We start from the raw sequence: 20,181 nt of genomic DNA, 5'->3' as shown, positions 1-20,181 counted from the left end.
CAAATACATCAGCTATAATGTGCTGGTTCTTCATCATATACATGTGCATGCCAAAAGTTGCTTTGGCGTTGTACAACGCTTGCGATGGCAGCATGGATCATCGCTTGCCCAACCACTCTAGCATCAGCACCTAGCATATCTTGGACTTGCTCTGAAAAAGTAATACTCACCAATGGCTCATCATGATCATGACCCACTTCTCGCAAAATCATCACCCCTGACGACTCTTCAATAAATTCAAGCAAAGTTTCTTGGACAAAACCATCCTTGGGCTTTTTTGATTTGCTGGCATGTCGCAACTGTGATACACGCTCTTTGGTATCCAAATCCTCTTGATCTGGCTGCTTACGCTGACGACGCTTGGGGCGATGCTCACCGTCAGATGCTTGCACCTGTGCATTTAATCGCTGACTGCGTGCCAGTTTTGATAATCTGGCTAAATCGACGCCTAATGTCCGCTCTACTTGCTGTGCAAGCTCCTCAACTGTCGCAGGATCCATAAACTGAGCAATGGCTGAAGCGAGTGCATCAATCAGCGTCTCATCACCACGCCCATTAACTTCCTGAAAAAACAGCTCATGTAAAATTGATAGTGTGTCCTCTTCATCAGAATCAGACGCATGATATACCAAATCATCAACAAATGATAGGCATTCTGCAATACTCATCGTTTGCCAATTTTCAATGGTTTGTGAAATTTGATTTGTCATTATGATTGCCATCTCATCATTATTTTAGTCTATCTTGGTATATGGCATCATTTTGGTACTTTTCAAGTCATCGCCAGTAGCGTAGCTTTGCCAACATAAATAAAAGTGCAACAAACATACCCAAATAATAGACCATACGCACATCAAAGGTGCTATCACGCCACTTTAAAGGCAATGAGATCAATGCAGTTAAGGCAGGAATCACCACCAAAGCGACGAGCCAATTTTCAAGGACATGAAGCCATCCTTCCACACCGCCATATCTAAGCCCTGATAAACCCACCAGCAAACACGCCACAATAAGCAATAAAATCAAGCCTTTAGGGATATCTTTTGGCGTGATGATATCAGGAATTAGCTTGGAGAGCATCAGCTATACACTCCCATAATGGATAACATCGCCACTGTCGATAATAACCAACCAAAAGTCCAAGCATTTCTAGGGTGGATATTGGTTTTACCCAGTTTATTTAGTCCAGTCGCACCAAGCCAAGTCATCAGCGGAATGCCAATCACAAATACAGGCACAACGACAGCAGCATGACGCAATACCTCAGACATCTCATCACCAAACATCAATCGAAATCCATAGCCTGCTAAGCTTAATAGCAAACTTGCCAAACATAGCCCTATGGTAAAGCCCATCGGTACGACGCTGGCGGGTTTGTTGGGTTTTGGGGGATTGTGATGCGTGGTTTGGGCTTGATGGTGCGGCATAGTCATGATCGATTTACCTTTGATAACTCATCACGCATAGCATCAATCACAGCCTTGTAATTAGGCTGATTAAAAATCGCCGACCCTGCCACAAACATATCAGCACCCGCCTCAGCAATGGTGCGAATATTTGCCACATTGACACCGCCATCAACTTCCAAGCGAATGTCTCGACCACTATCGTCAATCATTTGACGCACAGTTGCTAATTTATCCAATGTTGTATCAATAAACTTTTGACCACCAAAACCTGGATTGACACTCATCAGCAAAATTTGATCAACCTTATCCAAAGTATGATCCAAATAATATAAAGGTGTTGCAGGATTAAAGACCAAACCGCATTTGGCACCACCATCTTTAATCAGCTGAAGGCTTCTGTCTATATGCTCACTGGCTTCGGGATGAAAAGTGATGATGTCAGCCCCCGCCTTTAAAAACTGCTCAATCATGCCATCGACTGGCTTAACCATCAAATGTACATCAATGGGTGCAGTGATGCCATAGTCTTTTAACGCTTGACAAATCATCGAACCAAAAGTTAGATTTGGTACATAATGGTTGTCCATCACATCAAAATGCACAACATCTGCACCAGCTTCAAGAACGCTTTCAATATCCGCTCCAAGCCGTGCAAAATCAGCAGACAAAATCGATGGGGCAATCAAAAAAGGCTGGGTCATAATCACTCTCAACAATTAAATGGTATGGCGTATCATACCAAAAATCGGATATTTGTGCCAATGTTTGATGTCGTTGGCACAATTTTGCTCACTACCAACTTAACTTTTTATGAAAGTTTTAAAGCGTTGTTATTGTTCGCCGTCGCCTACCATCATCATGATTTTTTCACTGATGGCAACGGTATTAAAGCCTGCATCCACAAATAAAATCTCGCCAGTAATACCGCTTGCCCAAGGCGATAACAAAAACAGTGCAGCATTACCCACTTCTTCTTGGCTAACATTACGCCCAAGCGGTGCGATTTTTTCGCTAACATCAAGCATACGGCGAAATGATTTAATACCACTGGCAGCCAATGTGCGGATAGGACCGGCACTGATGGCATTGACACGAATGCCCTCACCGCCCAATGATGATGCCAAATAGCGTACCGAAGCTTCTAGGCTTGCTTTTGCCATGCCCATGACATTATAATTTGGCAATACAGAAATACTGCCTTCATAAGTTAAAGTCAACAGTGAGCCTTGGCGTGCAGCAAGTAATTCACGCCCTGCTTTGGCAAGTGCGACAAAACTGTAGCTTGAGATATCATGGGCAATTTGACTGCCCTCACGAGTGGTTGCTTGGGTAAAATCACCATCAAGCTGATCGGCAGGGGCAAAACCGATGGCATGCACAATACCATCGATGCCTTTATCGTCACCTACACCCCAATGTTTGGCGATTTCATCAAAACACACTTGAATCGACTCATCTGAGCCAACATCACACTCAATCACCGCCACCGCATCAAATGCTTCGGCAGCCATATCCACACGCTTTTTAATTTTATCATTCGGATAGGTTAAAATCAGCTGTGCCCCCTCACGATGCAAGCTTTCAGCGATCGCCCAAGCAATTGATAATTTACTGGCAATCCCAGTCACCACAAAACGCCGACCTTTTAGTAACATGACTTTATCCTTTTGATAGAAATTTTTGCCATTATAGCATGGAATTTTAAAATGTGGGATACAATTAGTACAAATGTAAACTTAATTTTACACATCAACTCATCCAAGGTGTTTGATAAATGCTCAAAAAGTGATGAAAAAATCAGTTTTTTGTTAAATCAATCGCTATTTTATGATAAGCTATGCATTTTTTTACTAGATGCTTCAAATATGTCAAATTCTGATACCGTAAACTTTATCCACGATTACGAAATCCTGTCTAAGCATTATGCCGAAATCATCTCCTCAGCAGGAGAAGATTTGACCCGTGATGGATTAATTGATACACCAATGCGGGCTGCCAAGGCGTTTGGTTATCTTACTCGTGGCTATCATCAGGATTTGGCAACTGTGGCTAATAATGCCGTCTTTGATTCTGATAATCCTGAGCTGGTTTTGGTACAAAATATTGAATTTTATTCGCTATGTGAGCATCATCTACTGCCTTTTTATGGGGTTGCCCATGTTGGCTATCTGCCAGATGGCAAAGTATTAGGATTATCTAAAGTGGCACGCATCATTGATATGTATGCACGCCGTCTACAAATCCAAGAAAACTTAACCAAGCAAGTAGCCAGTGCTATCGAAGAGCTGACGGGTTGCCGTGGTGTTGCGGTTATTATGGATGCCTGCCATATGTGCATGATGATGCGTGGTGTTGGCAAACAACAATCTACCACACGCACCACCAGCATGTTGGGTGAGTTTACCACCAATCATGACGCACGCCGTGAATTTTTGGATGCTGTACCTCGCCGAATGCCCGCTTTTGGTTAATTGGTTTACTTGTGGTTAAATGATTTGGCAACAGCTCGCCATTTGATAACAATCATCGCCAAAATGATTAAAAAAGAAGCGATTTTGTTTGGTAAAATTTTGGTAAAGCACTTCTTTTTTGGGATAAATTTGCTATGATAAATCAAATTTTTAGACTTTTTGAGTCATGATTCATCATTTTCGCTCTTTGTTTGTTATCGGCATTCCTAGTGTCATGCTAACATTTCTTGTTGGCTGCAAAAACCTGCCCGATACGCCTCACTTACCAAAGAGTCTGGCATTGACCAAACAGGTTCAAGCGCGTCACCAAATGGTCAAACATGGTGGCAGCTCAGACGGACTCATCTCAGCCATCAACGCCCAAAGTCATCATCACCCCAATCAATCTGGATATTATCCGATTACAACAGGCGCTAATGCTTTTGCTGCACGCAGTACGCTGACTGATGTGGCAAACCAATCCATTGATATTCAATACTACATTTGGCACAATGATGAAGCTGGTCAACTGATGCTTAAAGACCTGTGGGAAGCGGCTGATCGTGGTGTGATTGTTCGATTGCTGCTTGATGATTTTAATAGCTCACCTGAACTTGATCAGCTCCTACTACGCATCTCAAAGCATAAAAATATTGCTGTCAGATTAATCAATCCCATGCCTTATCGTGGCTTCCGTAGTCTAAACTATATGTTACATCCCATACGCACCAATCGGCGTATGCATAATAAAAGCATGACATTTGATAATAAAATCAGTGTCATAGGTGGTCGTAATATTGGTAATGAATATTTAAATAATGCACCTGTTAATCATTTTGCTGATTTGGATGTTATGTTGGTCGGTCATGTCGTTGGCAAAATTACCCAAAGCTTTGAGATTTATTGGGCATCACCCTTATCCTTTGATATTGAAACACTTGTCAAACATGACAACAAAGATGACATCAGTGGCATCAAACCTGTAGTATTTGATGAGCTTGAAAAAGTCAAAGACAGCTCGGATGCTGATCGTGAGCTACGCACTTATCGCCAAGCCATGCAAAATTCAACCATTGGGCAAGATTTACTCACCCAGCAAGTACCATTTTTTTGGACGCAGATTGATTTGATGGTAGACAATGTCGTCAAATTAAACGGCCACTCAGAGCCTAATGAATTTTTAGTTTCGCAGCTGCAAACGCAATTGGGTCAACCCAGCAAAAAACTCAGCATCATCTCTTCTTATTTTGTCCCCACCAAGGACGGCGTAGAGACTCTGACCGCACTTGCCAAAATGGGGGTCGAGGTGAATATTTTGACCAATTCATTTGATGCCACCGATGTCGGTATTGTGCATGCAGGCTATGCGCACTGGCGAAAACAGCTACTGGCGGCAGGTGTGCGCCTTTTTGAGATTAAATCTAGCGCTCAGAGTATCCAAGATAACGAAAATCGTTTTTGGCGTACACGCCAGCACAGTACCACAAGTCTACACGCCAAAGCCTTTGCGGTAGATGATGATCAAATATTTATTGGTTCATATAATGTCGACCCACGCTCAGCCAATATCAATACCGAGCTTGGCGTACTTATCAAAGATGGCAAATTGGCAGATCAGCTACACAAAGCTTTGAGTAATAGCCAAGCCATCACCCATCAAGCCTATGAACTAAAACTTGACGCCAAAGGTAATATTAATTGGCATACCATCGAAAATGGCAAGCCAGTCATTTTGTATCATGAACCACATATGGATCATAAAGATCGTATTATCATCTGGTTGGCTGGATTGATGCCCATCGATTGGCTACTTTAGTGCAACTCATCAAGGACACGATGTTTATGATAGATTGTGTTAAAATACCTTATTTAAATGGATGTTTGGTTCTAAATTGTATAAATAACACTGGTGTTTTGTAGGTTTTATTTGTAAAATACCCATGAGTACTGAACGCTTTATGGACGCTCAGCGTGTCTACTTTTGCTATTTTTGATGCCGCCGGTGACGCTTAAGGCATCAGATTTGCAAGGTATTATTTATACTTTGTGCTGTCAAACCTGTTGTTTGATCAGTATTTAGCGAGAAGATTATCATGCCAGCCAGCCAACTACTCAGTCAGCGCCATTTCAGTGCCATTATCATTGCAAGTCTCATCGCCAGTGTGGCTTTTTTTGACTTTGCGATTTTTTTATACTTATCTGACTTATTGCTAAACATTTTTTTTGGCGATACAGAGCACACGTGGCTTTCTCGTCTTCAGCTATTTGGGCTATTTGCGGCAGGCTATATTGCCAGACCTCTAGGCGGACTGCTGATTGGTCGCTATGGTGACACCAAAGGTCGCAAGCCTGCACTGTTTATCAGCATACTGGGTGTGGCGGTATTTACTTTATTAATTGGGCTATTGCCACAGTATAGCCAAATTGGCTTAATTGCGCCTGTTCTCTTTATTATCGCTCGAGTGATCCAAAGTCTTGCCATTGGTGGCATCATGCCAAGCGTTTGGGTATATGTCACCGAACATCTGCCTACGCGCTTTATGGGCGCAGGTTGCGGTACGGTCTTATCAGGCTGCACATTATCTTTGATTGCTTTGATTTTATTAATTAACTGGCTAGATGGCGCATTGACTTTGGCACAGATGATGAGCTTTGGTTGGCGCATTCCGTTTATTTGTGGTGGTTTGTTAAGCTTGGTATTGATCTTGGCGTCATACAGATATCTGCAAGAGACGCCCATTTTCTTAGCGGCGCAATCTCAAACGCCATCAAATCATGAGAACGACTCAATGCTCAGTACCGTGGGTCTGTCCACCTTGACTGATTCGCAAATAAAGCAGATTAATGATCTGCCAACAACTGAATTTGAGCTTTCTCAAGATACGACGTTGGCTCATGACAGTGCAAATTCAAACTCAATGACGCCGCCACCCAAAATCAGCGGAATAGATCAGCGCACAGTCGCGCCAGTCATGCGCTTTGCCTCAAAATTGACCAGCTTTGCCAAATCATCGGTGTCATTTTTTCAAATTATTTGTAATAAAAATATGCTCGTCAGCATTGTGACTGCCGTGATTTTGGTCAGTATTGTGGTAAGCTTATTGATCTTTACCCCAATTTTATTGACAGATTTGGTTGATGGTAGCTTCCGAGTTTCCGAAACTGTTTTGTGGTTTGGTAATTTGCTTGCGATTTTATTTATGGCAATTGGCTGCCTGATATTCGGTGTCTTGGTGGATAGGCTCAATCCTGGAATTGTACTGACTTTTGGTAGCTTATTTTTAGCAATGCAAGCGGCTTTGTTTTTCAATCATCTGCGTGATGGCGGTGACTATGCTTTGATATTCTTTGCCCTGTTTGGGTTTGCTTCAGGCATCATTGGAGCCATTCCTTCGATTGTTATGCGCTTATTTTCTGTTAAGATTCGCTTAACAAGCGTTGGTGTCATCCATAATGTTGTCATCGCACTTGTCGGTGGTTTGTTGCCTTTTGTTCTGAATTCAGCTTCAGCCTATGCAGCTTTTGCCCCCGTGATTTTTATCGTCTCACTATCACTGTTGATAATGTTCATGAGTTTTTATATCTACTATATTCCTCGCACCGACTTTGATATGAGTCGCTAAAAAAAACACCGCATGGCTCAGACCATACGGTGTTTTTATGAATGATCATTCAAAATTTAACAGTTTGCACACCTTGGTCACCGGCTTTTAGCATCAGATGCGCTGACTGCGCTGAAAATACGCCATGGCAGACCACGCCTACAATGTTATTTAAGACAGCCTCCATCTTAGCCGCGTCGGTGATGTCAAGGTCATATGTATCTAAGATGACATTGCCATAATCAGTCACAAATCCTTCGCGATACATAGGATCGCCACCCATCGCCACCAACTCACGCGCCACATAAGAGCGCGCCTGAGGTAAAACTTCGATCGCAACAGGAAATCTGCCCAGTTTATCGACGATTTTTGAGTCATCTACCATACAAATAAAGTACTTTGAGGCAGCCGCGACGATTTTCTCGCGCGTCAGTGCGCCGCCGCCGCCCTTGATCATATTGCCGTGCGCATCAATCTCATCAGCACCATCAATGTACAAATCCAAAACCCCCACTTGATTCAAATCATAAATCTCAATACCCAAAGCTTTTAATTTATCTTCGGTGGCTTGAGAGCTGGCCACTGCGCCTTTGATGCGCACTTGCGGTAGCAGCTCGATCAAGCAATTGACTGTACTGCCTGTGCCCACACCCAAAATCATACCATCTTCGATGTAGCTTAATGCAGCTTTGGCAGCGGCTTGTTTTTGAGCAAGTTTTGGATCGGTTGCGGTCATCGTATTTTCCCAATAAAAATTTACTTAATTTTACGCCAAAGTCGCCAAAAACTAAACCACTTTTTACCAATCCAAGCATTTTTACCGATTCTCAACCGCCCATTTTATACCCAAAATCAAATTAACATGGTGATTAATCAAATTACGGTGGATAATCGCCAAAATTATTGTTGAAAATGTTACAATGCCAGTTTATTTTTGCTTTGATAAATTTAGGGGATTGGATGCAAGGCATCATCACACTATTGCTGATTCTAAGCCCAATGTTTGTTGGGTTTGCACTACCCACATCACAAAAAAGGGTCGCTGCCAGCGAGCGGGCGCTCAATTATTTGGTATATTTGATTTTGATTGTGATTGGTATTGAGCTAGGATTGGTAGAAGACTTAGCACAAAAAGTTGGTGATATTGCCAAATATCTGAGTACATTGGTCGTGCTAACGATCGGGGCTGGGCTGATCAGTCTTGGCATATTTGATAAATATTCGCTAAAAAATCAGCCTAAAAATCAGGCATCTTTAACCAACAAACCAAAAATCAGCCTAAGGGGCAGTTTGGTGCAGCTGGTCTGCCTAGCGATCGGGTTCGTCGCTGCCAAGTTTTTGCCAGCCCAGTTTATACCACCTGATAAGACTACAACTGTGCTTTTAATGGCGTTATTATTTTTTGTGGGTGTCAGCCTAAAAGGCTCAGGCATCACCTTAAAGCAGGCTTTGGTGAATAAACAGGGCTTAAAAATAAGCGCCATATTTATGCTATGCACGACCTTATCAGGGGCAGTGTTTGCACTGCTATTTGATGAAGTCACGTTCATGCAGGGTTTGGCTTTGGCGTCTGGGTATGGTTGGTACTCACTTTCAGGCACAATTATGACAGATGCTTATGGGGCGGTATGGGGCAGCGTCGCCCTACTCAATGATCTGGCTCGCGAAGTGATAGCCTTGATTTTTATTCCGTGGGTCATGCGCTACTCTACTTCTGCAGGCGTCGGCTTGGGCGGTGTGACCAGTCTTGATTTTACGCTGCCAACCATCTTGCAGGCAGGTGGTACCCACATCATGCCCATGGTCATCAGTTTTGGATTTATTACTAATGTCGTCTCGCCTGTGCTGATGGTGCTATTTAGCTCATTTGGGTAACCTGTCAGGCGCATCAAGCCCAGCCGCTTAGCGATTGGCTCGCTCGATCAGCAGGCGCATCACCGATGGTGACTTGGAAATCGCCTTGACAATCTCACTGCGCGCATAGCGTATCACAGGAATATCGCCAAGCGCCGACGCATAAGCAAAATTAATCATAGAAAAGCTGTGCATCATCACCGAATTATGCCCTTTGACCGCACGTTCATACTCACCCAATAAACGTGCGCTTAAGGGTAAATTTTTGGTGCGGTACACATCTATCAAAGTAATCAGCGCCTTCACATCGGATAAGCCCAAATTTAGCCCCTGCCCTGCTAATGGATGCACCCCATGCGCGGCATCGCCCATCAGCGCTATCAAGCCCTTATGATAGCATTTAGCACTTTGTGCAGACAGTGGAAAACTGGCAACCGACTGCACCTCATGAATATCCCCAAGCACATAACCACTTGCTAACGCCAACCTATCTATGAGACTCTTAGGATTTTGATGGTAGTCGCTCAAATATGCCTCTGCGATCTGCTCAGGCAAGGTCCATACGATCGACTGCCACCGCCCTCGATCCTGTTGATTGAGATCAGCGATGGGCAATAGTGCCAAAGTGCCTGTTGGTAGCATCACTTGACGCGCTGTATTATCATGCGGCTGATCAGTTCGTATGGCGCAGCAGATGGCTTTTTGATGGTAATCAAGCTTATCGATCCCAATCCCCATTTCGCGGCGCACCAAAGACACACGGCCATCGGCACCAATCAACAGCTTAGCCTTCACCATCTTAGCTTGATTATCAGCTTGATAGCGTATGCACACACCGTCAGACATCTCATCAAAAGCCATGCCATGAGCCGTCAAGCTGATCTCGTATTTTAAAGTTAAATTGTCACACGCTTGGGCGCGGCGCCACAGTGCCTCATCCAACACCGAAGGCTCAACCATAGAGCCAAGCATGATATTTTCAAAAGCTCGTTCGTCTTGAAAAATCAGCTCACCAAAATCATCTCGCGCCCACACATGCATTTGGTCATAGTCAGCACGTCTGGTGATACCATCCCATACATCGGCACTTTTTAATAAATCGATACTGCTATGATTTAGCGCATAGACTCTGGCATCTCGCTGAGTCAATCGCTGATCAAACGATGCCTTGCTGGGAGCGGGCTTATTATCCAAAATGATAACCTGCCTGCCTCTTTTGGCAAGTAAAATGGCACAGACCATACCGACAACACCAGCACCGATAATGGCAATATCATATTGTTTTATTTGGGATTTTGGATAAGCCCATGAGCTTGGTGGATTGTCTGCTGGATGATTTTGAATAGTCATAATAGTCAGATGCGGTAAAATATGGTTTATTTTACCGCATCTACTTTTATTTTTCAGAGAAAATTTGACGCTGATAAGCTTGGGCTGTTCAATTCAACATTTATCCCAAGCAGTAAACCCCAAAGTTTCTACCTACTTGGGGTTTTTTAGACGATAAGCATCTATCAACTGATAAGCGGGCGATTAGCAGCGATAATATAAATCAAATTCAAGCGGATGCACCGCTTCATTTAATTTATGAACTTCTTGCATTTTTAGATCAATATAAGCATCAATCATATCTTTGCTAAACACATCGCCTTTTAATAAAAAAGCATGATCTTGTTTTAGGGCTTTTAAGGCAGCTTCTAGATTTTCTGCCACAGTTGGGATCAATGCTTCTTCTTCTGGTGGCAAATCATACAAGTTTTTATCAGCTGCCTCACCTGGGCCAACCTTATTTTCAATACCATCAATGCCTGCCATCAGTAGTGCAGCAAAGCACAAATAAGGATTTGCCGCTGGATCTGGGAAACGGGCTTCAATACGCACCGCTTTTGGGCTAGAGACATGCGGAATACGAATAGACGCTGAGCGGTTTGATGCTGAATACGCCAATTTAATCGGTGCCTCAAAATGTGGTACCAAACGCTTATAGCTATTAACGGTTGGGTTGGTGATAGCGTTTAGTGCACGAGCGTGTTTAATAATACCACCAATAAAATACAATGCCGTCATTGACAAGCCAGCGTATTCATCTCCAGAAAAAGTATTCACACCCTCTTTTGAGATGGAAATATGTACATGCATGCCAGAACCATTATCACCAACAATCGGTTTTGGCATAAAGGTTGCAGATTTACCAAATTGATTGGCAACATTTTGCACCACATATTTAAATTGCTGTACTTCGTCGGCTTTTTTAACCAAAGTATTAAAAGACACGCCAATTTCAAGCTGACATGAAGCCACTTCATGATGATGCACTTCCACACGACCTTCGCCCATGATATCTTCGATGCGCTCACACATGACGGCGCGCATGTCATGATAATGATCAATCGGTGCAGTCACAGCATAGCCGCCTTTCACAGCTGGACGCTGACCATTATTGCCCCATTGGTACTCTTTGTTTGATGACCAAGCTGCCGCTTCAGAAGTGATGGTGTTGCGAGCGCCTGATTGGTCAATATCCCATTTAACATCATCAAACACAAAAAATTCAGGCTCAGGACCAAAATAAGCCGTATCGCCAATCCCTGTTGATTTTAGATAAGTTTCCGCGCGGCGTGCGATTGAGCGTGGGTCTTTTTCATAACCTTGTAAGGTCGCAGGCTCGATCACATCACAAGTCACGACCACTGTTGGCGCCTCATAAAATGGATCTAAATACGCTGTCTCAGAATCAGGAAGCAAAATCATATCCGATGACTCGATGCCCTTCCAGCCTGCCACTGACGAGCCATCAAACATTTTACCATCTTCTAGCGTGTCTTCATCCACTGTAGACGCTGGAAAAGTCAAATGCAGCTCCTTGCCATGCGTGTCAGTAAAACGAAAATCAACCCACTTAGCACCCGATGATTCGATCAGATCAAATAACTTGTTTGACATAATACACTCCTGCTTTTTTATGAAATCTTTTTTATGAAATTTTCAGTTAAGCTTACCGACTTTACGCGCTGTCAGTGATTGGCTTGTCAGTTATCATACGCTTTTTTTGGGTAAAGGTAAAGGTAAAAACCCAGCAAAAATCATATTATAAATATAAATAATAAATAAAAGAATATTTATTATTTATAAAAATAAATAAGCAGATATTTTATTATATTATAATATAAATATATGATTTTATTCGATTTAATTTTTATCATATTTTTATGAAATTTTTATAATATTAATAAAATTAAATATATATTTTTATTATTAATTAATTTATAAATATTTATGATAATATAATCTGTTTTTATTATTATATATTGATAATATCTTATCTGTTTAATGAGCATAAAAAATCGCGCTCCAAAAGCGCGATCATGACCCAAATTTCGCCAAATCAGTCAGGCAAATTCATCTTGGTCGTATCAGGATTGAGACTAAAATAAAAAACAACGGTCGCCACCAAAGTATTCACTCCAATAAACGCCCAATCAATCCCCTCATGATGCAGCACAAATCTCCCCAAAAGCGCTGACACGCCAAGCATCACAATAAAGCACCCCATCAAATAGCCAATGATGGTCGGATGTTTGACAGAAGTGATCTCACCTGACTGACGCTTTGGATGTAATAACTTTAGATTGATAAAAAAGCCAATGGTATAAACGATCGCACCCATCAACAGATAGCCCAAAAATCCCATGCCAATTTTCCTTACACTCAAATAAGTGGTTATTTATTTTGATGAAACTCTGATGTTAAGCTGATGCGCTTATCATCGCATGCCACTTGATAAATGGTGTTAACCGCCCCCATCAAAGACACAGCGTAGTGACTGTCAAGCATCGGATTGGTATTGGCGCTGGTCTCATGCAGCTTGGCAATCACCAAGACTTCATCTGGTCTTGCGATGATCTCGCCTGCCACATCGCTCATAGACAGATTGATAGAATTGGTAGAAAAATATTTCCAACCATCTGATTTGGCAAGCACAGTCAGAGACTCAGGCTCATCCCAGACTTGGGCTTTGCTTTCATCTTCTTTCATCTGCATCACATATTTACCATCTTTTAAGCTGATCTGAATACTGGCAGGTGTGTCCTTGTCAATGGTGTAACAGCCTATATAGGTCGTCTGCTGAATGTCAGCCTCAGGGGCGCTGACCGAAGCTTGTTCAGTCGGTTTATCACCACACGCAGTCACCATCATCGCCACACTCAATGCACTTGCAAAAACTAAAAATTTCATCAACTTTCCAAGACAGTCATATATTTACGCTATTGTACTTTGAAATCTTGATTTTGACTAGGTTTAAAATACTGGAAAACCACGATAAAGTTCAGTAAAATAAGCTTTTATTTTTATTAAGTTTATCATAATGAATGCAGCCAAGCCCCATCGTCTTTCTGTCGTCATGATCGTCAAAAATGAAGCTCATAATTTGGCATTATCGTTGCCAAGCGTGGCTGAATTTGCTGACGAAATCATCATCTTAGACAGTGGCAGCACCGATAACAGCCGTGATATCGCTGAAAGCTTTGGGGCAAAATGGTATGTCAATACCGACTGGCAAGGCTTTGGTAAACAAAGACAGCTTGCCCAAAGCCATGCCACAGGTGAGTGGATTTTAGCCCTTGATGCTGATGAAGTGGTCACGCCCACACTCAAAAACAGCATCTTACAAACCATTAACAATCCCCCTGCCAATACAGTCTATGGCATCAAACGGCTTGATTTTGTGTTTGGACATCAAATTGACAATGCTTTGTGGGGTGTGAAAGCCCATTGGCGACTTTATCCCAAGCACTTTGGTTATGACAATAATTTGGTGCACGAATCCGTTGTTTTGACTGGGGCAAATACCGCAAAACTGGACGGATTTTTGGAGCATCACACCGCACCCACACCCAAATTTTGGCTAGAGAAACGCCTAGACTATGCCAAAGCATGGGCAGATGATCGCCATGCCCAAGGCAAAACAAGCAAATTTTATAAAGTAGTACTTAATCCTTTGTGGGCATTTGTGAAGCAATATGTGATTGATGGACGATTTTTGCAGGGGCGTTATGGACTGATTTATTCGCTGATGTTTAGCCAATATACCTTTAATAAATACGCCTGTCTTTATGATTTAAGCCACAATCAAGCCGAGCAGGCATTTTTAAACTCTGTAGCGATGACAAAAAACTTACAGCCCATTGACCTCTCACAAAAAAAATCGACACTCTCGCTGGTGATGATTTGCAAAAACGAAAGCAAACATCTAAAAGCGTGCCTAGATACGGTGCATGATATCGCTGATGAAATCATCATCTTAGATAGTGGCAGCACCGATAACACTCGCCAAATCGCCGAAAGCTTTGGGGCAAAATGGCATGTCAATACCGATTGGCAAGGCTTTGGTAAACAAAGACAGCTTGCCCAAAGCTATGCCACAGGCGATTATGTGCTGGTGCTTGATGCTGATGAACGACTTGACCAGACGCTGCGTGAGTCTATCGCCAAGGTACTCAGCCTGCCTGTACAAACCGATAAAGTATTTAGTGTGGCTCGGGTTAATACGTTTTGCGGGGTGGAAGTTCAGCCACGCCGTTGGTACACCGATAAATTGGCTCGCTTATATGCCCGTAAGTTTGGGTACTGCGACCTAAAAGTACACGAATCCTTAGACCAACAAGGTGTGCCAAGCCAAGTTTTAGACGGCTACTTGCCCCACATCACTAATGATAATTTACATCATTTTTTAGTAAAGAACATTCGTTATAGCCATGATTGGGCGCAAGAAAAACATGCCAAAGGTAAGCAAGTGAGCCTATTTGGGATAATGGGTCGCTCGCTGGTGTCATTTTTGCGCGAATACGTACTTAGAGCTGATTTTAGTGGTGGTGCATACGGCTATATCCTAGCGGCGGCATCCATGGGCTACACTTTAGATAAATACATCATGCTTTGGCAGATGAATCAGGAGAATTAATGAAAACTTACGTCATCAGCCTAAGCCATGCCGAAGAACGCCGAGACCATATTCAGGCAGAATTTGGTAAACAAGGCATCGAATTTAAGTTTTTTGATGCGGTGACGCCTGCTGCTATTGCCAAGTACTCCCATAAGCTTTCAATGCCAATCATTAATAATCAAAGACTCACCGACGGCGAAAAAGCCTGCTTTTTAAGCCATGCAGCTCTTTGGCAGCAGATGATTGATGAAAACTTAGATTATATGGCAATTTTTGAAGATGACGTATTTTTGGGTGATGATGCAGCTCGTTTCATCAAAGATGATTGGCTGGATTTTGAATTTGATATTATCAAACTTGAAACTTGGCATGAATTGGTCCATGTTGGTAAAAGCATCCATCACTATGGCGAAAGAACGCTTAACCCCCTAAAAAGCACCCACGTTGGCGCCGCTGGCTACATTCTCAGTCAGTCAGGCGCCCAGCAGCTGCTACAATTTATTAAAAGCATTGATGAATATGAGTGTTATGCCATTGATCATGTTATGTTTGGTGCTTATCTGTCTATGGGTAAGGTGCTGCAGTTATGCCCTGCGCTGTGCCAGCAACCAGACAGTCAGGCAAAAAATTTAGCCAGTCAGCTGGAGCAAGATAGAAAAAATCATAAGTCTGTTTATCATGCCAAAGAATCCCTTCCTACCAAACTAAACAAAACAGCCAAGCGCTTTTATAGAAGTTTTGGAAAACGCTTTTTTTATATCACTGTCGTATTTCGCTGATTTAGATGACAGTCATCAAATTTATTCGTCTGACATTTTTTGACGAGCTTTGATGTTTGATTTTGAAATGGGGCGTAATGGATTTAAGCTCTCGCCTGCAAGCACACGCTCATAGCAGTCCAGATAAGCCTTAGACATCGCCATATGGCTAAAATGAGACTTGGCATGTTCATGGCACGCTCTTCGGTCAAATCGTGCCACATCCTTAATAGCTTCGGTCAAAACGGCATAGCTATCTGACAATACGCCGACTTCTTGACTGATAATGTCAGGCATCGCCCCAAATGGCGTGGCAAACACAGGACAGCCCAAATATAAGCTTTCAATCACTGCAAGCCCGAAAGGCTCGTGCCATAAGACAGGAAAAATCAAGCCTTTAGAGTTGGCGATTAGGTCGTTTTTTTGTTGACCGCCCACCATGCCATGAAAATTCAGCTTATTTGATAAATAAAAGTAAGGATTACGGCGGATATTAAACCGATGACCGCCCAGCACATGCAGCGGCATGCCTGCTCCTTTGGCAATTCGCACTGTGCCTTGCAAGTTTTTGATTCGCCATGATGCTTTTGCCAAAAAATGCATATAATGCTTCGGCGACGTCAAGTTTGGCTCGCCATAATCTGGCCAAAATAATCCATTGTGCACATAGCATGTGGCGGTATTATTATCGGCATGTTTTTTTGACAGATAAATGGTGTTGATATTAAACTGTCTTGGCGTTTCGCTGTTACTGTGCTCGGTACACACATAAGGGGTCTTGATATCCCCATCATAAGGGAAATGAAAATGAATGATATCTGCCCAGCCTTGTATTTGAGTCTCTAGAGACTGTGCGTCATCATAAAGCAGTCCATCTGGATGACTACCATTGTGTTTGGTTAAAAATTTGACGTCATGCCCAAGCGCTTTTTGCCCTTGATATAACGCCCATAAGACACGCTCAGTGCCGCCATAATCATTGGGCGGTATGGGTAGCTGAGTGAGTAGCACGTGTAATATTTTCATAATTATTCATCTAACTCAAAGTCATAAGGCAAATTTTTTGTGACCGCAGGCTCGCTGGCATGTAGCGATTCACCATCTAACACTTTTTCATAATAGTTTAAATATTCTTGACTCATGCGCAAGTGATTAAACGTCTCTTTGGCATATTCATGGCAAGTTTTTCGATTGTATTGATCAATATTAGCGATTGCCTCGATCATCACTGACTTTTTATTTGTGCTAACGCCAACTTCAGGAATGATCAGCTCTGGCACCGAACCACAGTGGCTGCCAACCACAGGGCATCCCAGATATAAGCTTTCAATCATTGCAAGCCCAAAGGCTTCATAATTGAGCACAGGAAAAAGCAATGCACTAGAATTTTTGATCACTTGATTTTTCTTCTCGCCGCCCAGCATGCCATGAAAAGTAATTTCATTACCCCAATAAAAATAAGGCTGATATCTGCCGTGAGTCGCCCATTTTAAGGAATAGCGCTTACTGCCTATCACATGCAGCTGCTTATTACAACGGTGAGCTATCTCAACACTATCTTTAAGGTTTTTGTCTTTATATTTAGCATTTGCCAAAAAATGCACATAATTTTGGGGCTTGCCTAGGTTGGGCTCTCCATAGTCTGGCCAGTATAGTCCATTGTACACATACGCCTGACCACCGCTACGCTCAGCGTGTAATTTGCCCAAAAAAATGGTATTCTTTGGAAATATAGCAGGCGTGACTTGTTGATTGTGAGTGGTGCAGACAAAGGGTGTGGCGATCTCACCGCGATACAGAAAGTGAAAATGAATGATATCCGCCCAACCTTCCACCTGCTCTTCAAGGCTAAGCTTTGAATCAAAAACCAAGGCATCTGGGTGCTTATTGTCATGCTTGGTTAAAAATTTAACTTCATGCCCCAATGCTTTTTGACCCAAATACAAAGCCCACACGACACGCTCAGTGCCGCCATACTTGGTCGGTGGGATGGGCATACGAGTAAGTAGCACATGAAGAATTTTCATAACATTTCTTGACAGGGTGAATAAATTGTAACCAATATTAGCATATTTATGTATAAAAGACTATGATGAAATCTTAGCCAACTGCCTTTGATACCTTGGCTTGATTTGTCTGTTTATAAAGGTATATCACAGCAATTAAATCAAACTTAAATTAAAGAATAAAGGAATCAAAATGGACTTTGTCGATGTAGAGCCAACCTTAGAAAACTATTGGCGAGCCATTATATTATTTGGCAAAAATACAGCCTCTTACAAGTTTGCCCTTGCCAAAAGCCTGATTGATGTGAGCCTTGAGCGAAAATCAGATTTAATTACCCTCGATGATTTAGCCCTGCCGTATGCCTTGCACCTTACCGAACACCTTAAACACAGCCCCAAGCAATCCACCAATAAAAATGTTGACAAATTCATTCAGGCATGCAGGGATTATAATAAGCATTTAATCTCATAAAATAACTGATCAATGTCACCACAAAAGAAGGGTTTAACTATGTTTTAGATGCTTTTCATGTTGTGAACAATAAAGCCGTTAAAGAAAACTTTTTTGATGTGATTTCCCAAGAGTTTTTTGTTGATGAGCGCAGGTTTAACAAAGGCATTCGCTTGACAGAAAATTTATTTCATTTGTTTTATGATTTCGATCACGTTGCATCCAATCTCAGCCAAGAAACAGAATCCAGATGGCATTTGGTTGAAAAGGCTTGGGAGCTGGGGATTAGCCGAAATTTGATCGATGTAGAATATGATAAAATCTCAGACTTATTATTCATCAAAGACGATAAGTACAAAAGAATTAATATCACCAGCTCACGCAGTGCCTTGAACGGCTATCGAAAAGGACGCTGTTTTTACTGCGCTAGAGATACCAGCATCCTTCCTGGGTCTGATGAGTTGGTGGATGTGGATCACTTCTTCCCCCATATCCTAAAACCAGATGTGGCAAAAGTAGGCTGTCGTCGCTCTTGTCAATATTGACGGTGTTTGGAATTTGGTCTTATCCTGCACAGAGTGCAATCGTGGTGAAAGCGGTAAATTTGCCAGAGTGCCGAATGTTGATTTATTAAATAAATTGCACATACGTAATGAATACTTGATCGGTAGTCATCACCCATTAAAAGAAACATTAATCATGCAAACAGGCTCAAGCGAAGCTGAAAGAAAACAGTTTTTGCAAAAATCTTTTAATTTTTCAGAAGAGAAACTTATCCATACATGGCATCCATATCAGCTGGGTAGAGCAGACATCTGATGAAAAATACCACACTCAGCTTTTATGAAAATCATGCTTTGCAATTTTATCATGACACCATTAATGTGGATATGACGGACATTTATCAGCCATTTTTGCACAACCTACCAAAAGACGCCCTGCATATATTGGATGTGGGTTGTGGCTCAGGTCGCGATAGTCGATATTTTGGCGATTTGGGCTATTATGTCACCGCCATTGACGGCAGTCAGAATTTGATTGACCTGGCAAAAAACGCCAACACTCCACACATAGACTGGCTATGCCTTAATTTTGATGAAATTTACCAACAAGCTTGGCAAGGTAAATTTTCAGGGATTTGGGCTTGTGCTTCTTTATTGCACATTCCTTTTGATCATTTAGTCAATTTAATAAATACACTTCTAAATTTATTGATAGAAAATGGTATCATTTATTTATCCTTTAAATATGGCGACCAGGATAGACTAAAGGATGGGCGATATTTTTGTGATATGAATGACAAGCGGTGGTCTGATATCAATAACCATCTTAACGCCCAAACAATCAAAACTTGGATCACGCGAGACAATAGAAAAGACAGAAGTGAGCAATGGTTTAATGCTATCTTGAAAAAGGTTTGATAAAATGATGTACTATTTAAACCTCCCAAAAATAATTTTAAATCAATCACAAATATTATTTTAGTAGATATAACTTAATCAATTAGCGATTATACCTTTAATTTTTGATAGATTGATTCTAAGGTTTTCCCTGATAATTTTCTTGAAGGCATTTCAATCACATCCTCAAAAATAACAGTCACTCAGAGCATCCGTCTTCGAATCACCATTAACCATATTTTAATTTTTAGAATATACGATCAAATTTAAAGTTATCTATATTATAAATTAATAATTATCATCGCAT

At 41.9% G+C, this 20,181-nt stretch carries 21 protein-coding genes; 9 read left to right on the top strand and 12 right to left on the bottom strand.

What is annotated here, in order from left to right; all coding sequences use genetic code 11:
• Positions 1-8 precede the first annotated feature (8 nt).
• The 5 genes from AO382_RS02035 to AO382_RS02015 form a co-directional block, all read right to left on the bottom strand.
• Complete coding sequence (locus tag AO382_RS02035) at positions 9-710, bottom strand: hypothetical protein (protein WP_064617710.1); 702 nt, start codon at positions 708-710, stop codon at positions 9-11.
• Between the two features lie 67 nt (positions 711-777).
• The gene (locus tag AO382_RS02030) at positions 778-1,080 is read right to left on the bottom strand and encodes a hypothetical protein (RefSeq protein ID WP_003659938.1); all 303 of its coding nucleotides are present in this window, start codon (positions 1,078-1,080) and stop codon (positions 778-780) included.
• Entirely contained in the window at positions 1,080-1,433 is a 354-nt protein-coding gene (locus AO382_RS02025; protein ID WP_064605134.1) for a hypothetical protein, read from the bottom strand. Before AO382_RS02025 ends, AO382_RS02030 begins: the two co-directional genes overlap by 1 nt.
• Positions 1,430-2,110 carry a ribulose-phosphate 3-epimerase gene (gene rpe / locus AO382_RS02020; protein ID WP_064606223.1) on the bottom strand — a complete coding sequence of 227 codons (681 nt, stop codon included), beginning with the start codon at positions 2,108-2,110 and terminating at the stop codon, positions 1,430-1,432. The genes AO382_RS02025 and rpe overlap by 4 nt, the downstream gene beginning before the upstream one ends.
• 129 nt (positions 2,111-2,239) lie before the next feature.
• Positions 2,240-3,064, bottom strand: a complete 825-nt coding sequence (locus AO382_RS02015; protein WP_064617708.1) for an enoyl-ACP reductase — start codon at positions 3,062-3,064, stop codon at positions 2,240-2,242.
• Positions 3,065-3,274: 210 nt separating this feature from the next.
• Here AO382_RS02015 and folE point away from each other — a divergent pair, with 210 nt between their 5' ends.
• The 3 genes from folE (at position 3,275) to AO382_RS02000 (ending at position 7,482) form a co-directional block, all read left to right on the top strand.
• Entirely contained in the window at positions 3,275-3,880 is a 606-nt protein-coding gene (folE, locus tag AO382_RS02010; RefSeq protein ID WP_003659947.1) for a GTP cyclohydrolase I FolE, read from the top strand.
• 166 nt (positions 3,881-4,046) lie between these two features.
• On the top strand, positions 4,047-5,675 hold the full coding sequence (locus AO382_RS02005; protein WP_064617706.1) for a phospholipase D family protein: 1,629 nt from the start codon (positions 4,047-4,049) through the stop codon (positions 5,673-5,675).
• Positions 5,676-5,952: 277 nt separating this feature from the next.
• Positions 5,953-7,482, top strand: a complete 1,530-nt coding sequence (locus tag AO382_RS02000) for an MFS transporter (protein WP_064617704.1) — start codon at positions 5,953-5,955, stop codon at positions 7,480-7,482.
• 49 nt (positions 7,483-7,531) lie between these two features.
• Here the strand turns inward: AO382_RS02000 and rpiA are convergent, their stop codons facing one another.
• Positions 7,532-8,197 (bottom strand): ribose-5-phosphate isomerase RpiA, encoded by a 666-nt coding sequence (gene rpiA / locus AO382_RS01995; protein ID WP_064617702.1) that lies wholly within the window; start codon positions 8,195-8,197, stop codon positions 7,532-7,534.
• Between the two features lie 224 nt (positions 8,198-8,421).
• Between rpiA and AO382_RS01990 the strand changes: the two genes are divergently transcribed.
• A complete protein-coding gene (locus tag AO382_RS01990) occupies positions 8,422-9,336 on the top strand; it encodes a lysine exporter LysO family protein (RefSeq protein ID WP_064617700.1) in 915 nt (304 codons plus the stop codon).
• A gap of 27 nt (positions 9,337-9,363) precedes the next feature.
• Here the strand turns inward: AO382_RS01990 and AO382_RS01985 are convergent, their stop codons facing one another.
• From AO382_RS01985 to AO382_RS01970, 4 genes are all read right to left on the bottom strand, one after another.
• Complete coding sequence (locus tag AO382_RS01985; protein ID WP_064617698.1) at positions 9,364-10,665, bottom strand: FAD-dependent oxidoreductase; 1,302 nt, start codon at positions 10,663-10,665, stop codon at positions 9,364-9,366.
• A gap of 183 nt (positions 10,666-10,848) precedes the next feature.
• Entirely contained in the window at positions 10,849-12,258 is a 1,410-nt protein-coding gene (glnA, locus tag AO382_RS01980; protein WP_064617696.1) for a type I glutamate--ammonia ligase, read from the bottom strand.
• A 442-nt stretch (positions 12,259-12,700) separates the two neighbouring features.
• Positions 12,701-13,027, bottom strand: a complete 327-nt coding sequence (locus AO382_RS01975; RefSeq protein ID WP_227513601.1) for a hypothetical protein — start codon at positions 13,025-13,027, stop codon at positions 12,701-12,703.
• An 8-nt stretch (positions 13,028-13,035) separates the two neighbouring features.
• On the bottom strand, positions 13,036-13,551 hold the full coding sequence (locus tag AO382_RS01970) for a hypothetical protein (RefSeq protein WP_064617692.1): 516 nt from the start codon (positions 13,549-13,551) through the stop codon (positions 13,036-13,038).
• 130 nt (positions 13,552-13,681) lie between these two features.
• On the opposite strand from AO382_RS01970, the gene AO382_RS01965 reads away from it, so the two are divergent.
• Entirely contained in the window at positions 13,682-15,277 is a 1,596-nt protein-coding gene (locus tag AO382_RS01965) for a glycosyltransferase family 2 protein (protein ID WP_064617691.1), read from the top strand.
• A complete protein-coding gene (locus tag AO382_RS01960) occupies positions 15,277-16,038 on the top strand; it encodes a glycosyltransferase family 25 protein (RefSeq protein ID WP_064617689.1) in 762 nt (253 codons plus the stop codon). The genes AO382_RS01965 and AO382_RS01960 overlap by 1 nt, the downstream gene beginning before the upstream one ends.
• 21 nt (positions 16,039-16,059) lie before the next feature.
• Here the strand turns inward: AO382_RS01960 and AO382_RS01955 are convergent, their stop codons facing one another.
• Together AO382_RS01955 and AO382_RS01950 are read right to left on the bottom strand one after the other, a co-directional pair.
• A complete protein-coding gene (locus tag AO382_RS01955; RefSeq protein WP_064617687.1) occupies positions 16,060-17,043 on the bottom strand; it encodes a glycosyltransferase family 4 protein in 984 nt (327 codons plus the stop codon).
• A gap of 2 nt (positions 17,044-17,045) precedes the next feature.
• Complete coding sequence (locus tag AO382_RS01950; protein ID WP_064617684.1) at positions 17,046-18,044, bottom strand: glycosyltransferase family 4 protein; 999 nt, start codon at positions 18,042-18,044, stop codon at positions 17,046-17,048.
• 172 nt (positions 18,045-18,216) lie between these two features.
• Here AO382_RS01950 and AO382_RS11280 point away from each other — a divergent pair, with 172 nt between their 5' ends.
• From AO382_RS11280 to AO382_RS01940, 3 genes are all read left to right on the top strand, one after another.
• Positions 18,217-18,495 (top strand): hypothetical protein, encoded by a 279-nt coding sequence (locus AO382_RS11280; protein ID WP_201030207.1) that lies wholly within the window; start codon positions 18,217-18,219, stop codon positions 18,493-18,495.
• 62 nt (positions 18,496-18,557) lie between these two features.
• Positions 18,558-19,019, top strand: coding sequence for a hypothetical protein (locus AO382_RS11275; protein WP_201030206.1), 462 nt, complete (start codon positions 18,558-18,560; stop codon positions 19,017-19,019).
• 273 nt (positions 19,020-19,292) lie between these two features.
• Positions 19,293-19,895: a class I SAM-dependent methyltransferase gene (locus tag AO382_RS01940; protein WP_064617682.1), complete on the top strand. Its 603-nt coding sequence runs from the start codon at positions 19,293-19,295 to the stop codon at positions 19,893-19,895.
• Positions 19,896-20,181: the final 286 nt, after the last annotated feature.

It is taken from the genome of Moraxella catarrhalis (assembly GCF_001656295.1).
Classification (GTDB): Bacteria; Pseudomonadota; Gammaproteobacteria; order Pseudomonadales; family Moraxellaceae; genus Moraxella; species Moraxella veridica.
The sequence above is the reverse complement of the archived record's forward strand: the minus strand, read 5'-3'. Positions and strand labels throughout refer to the sequence as shown.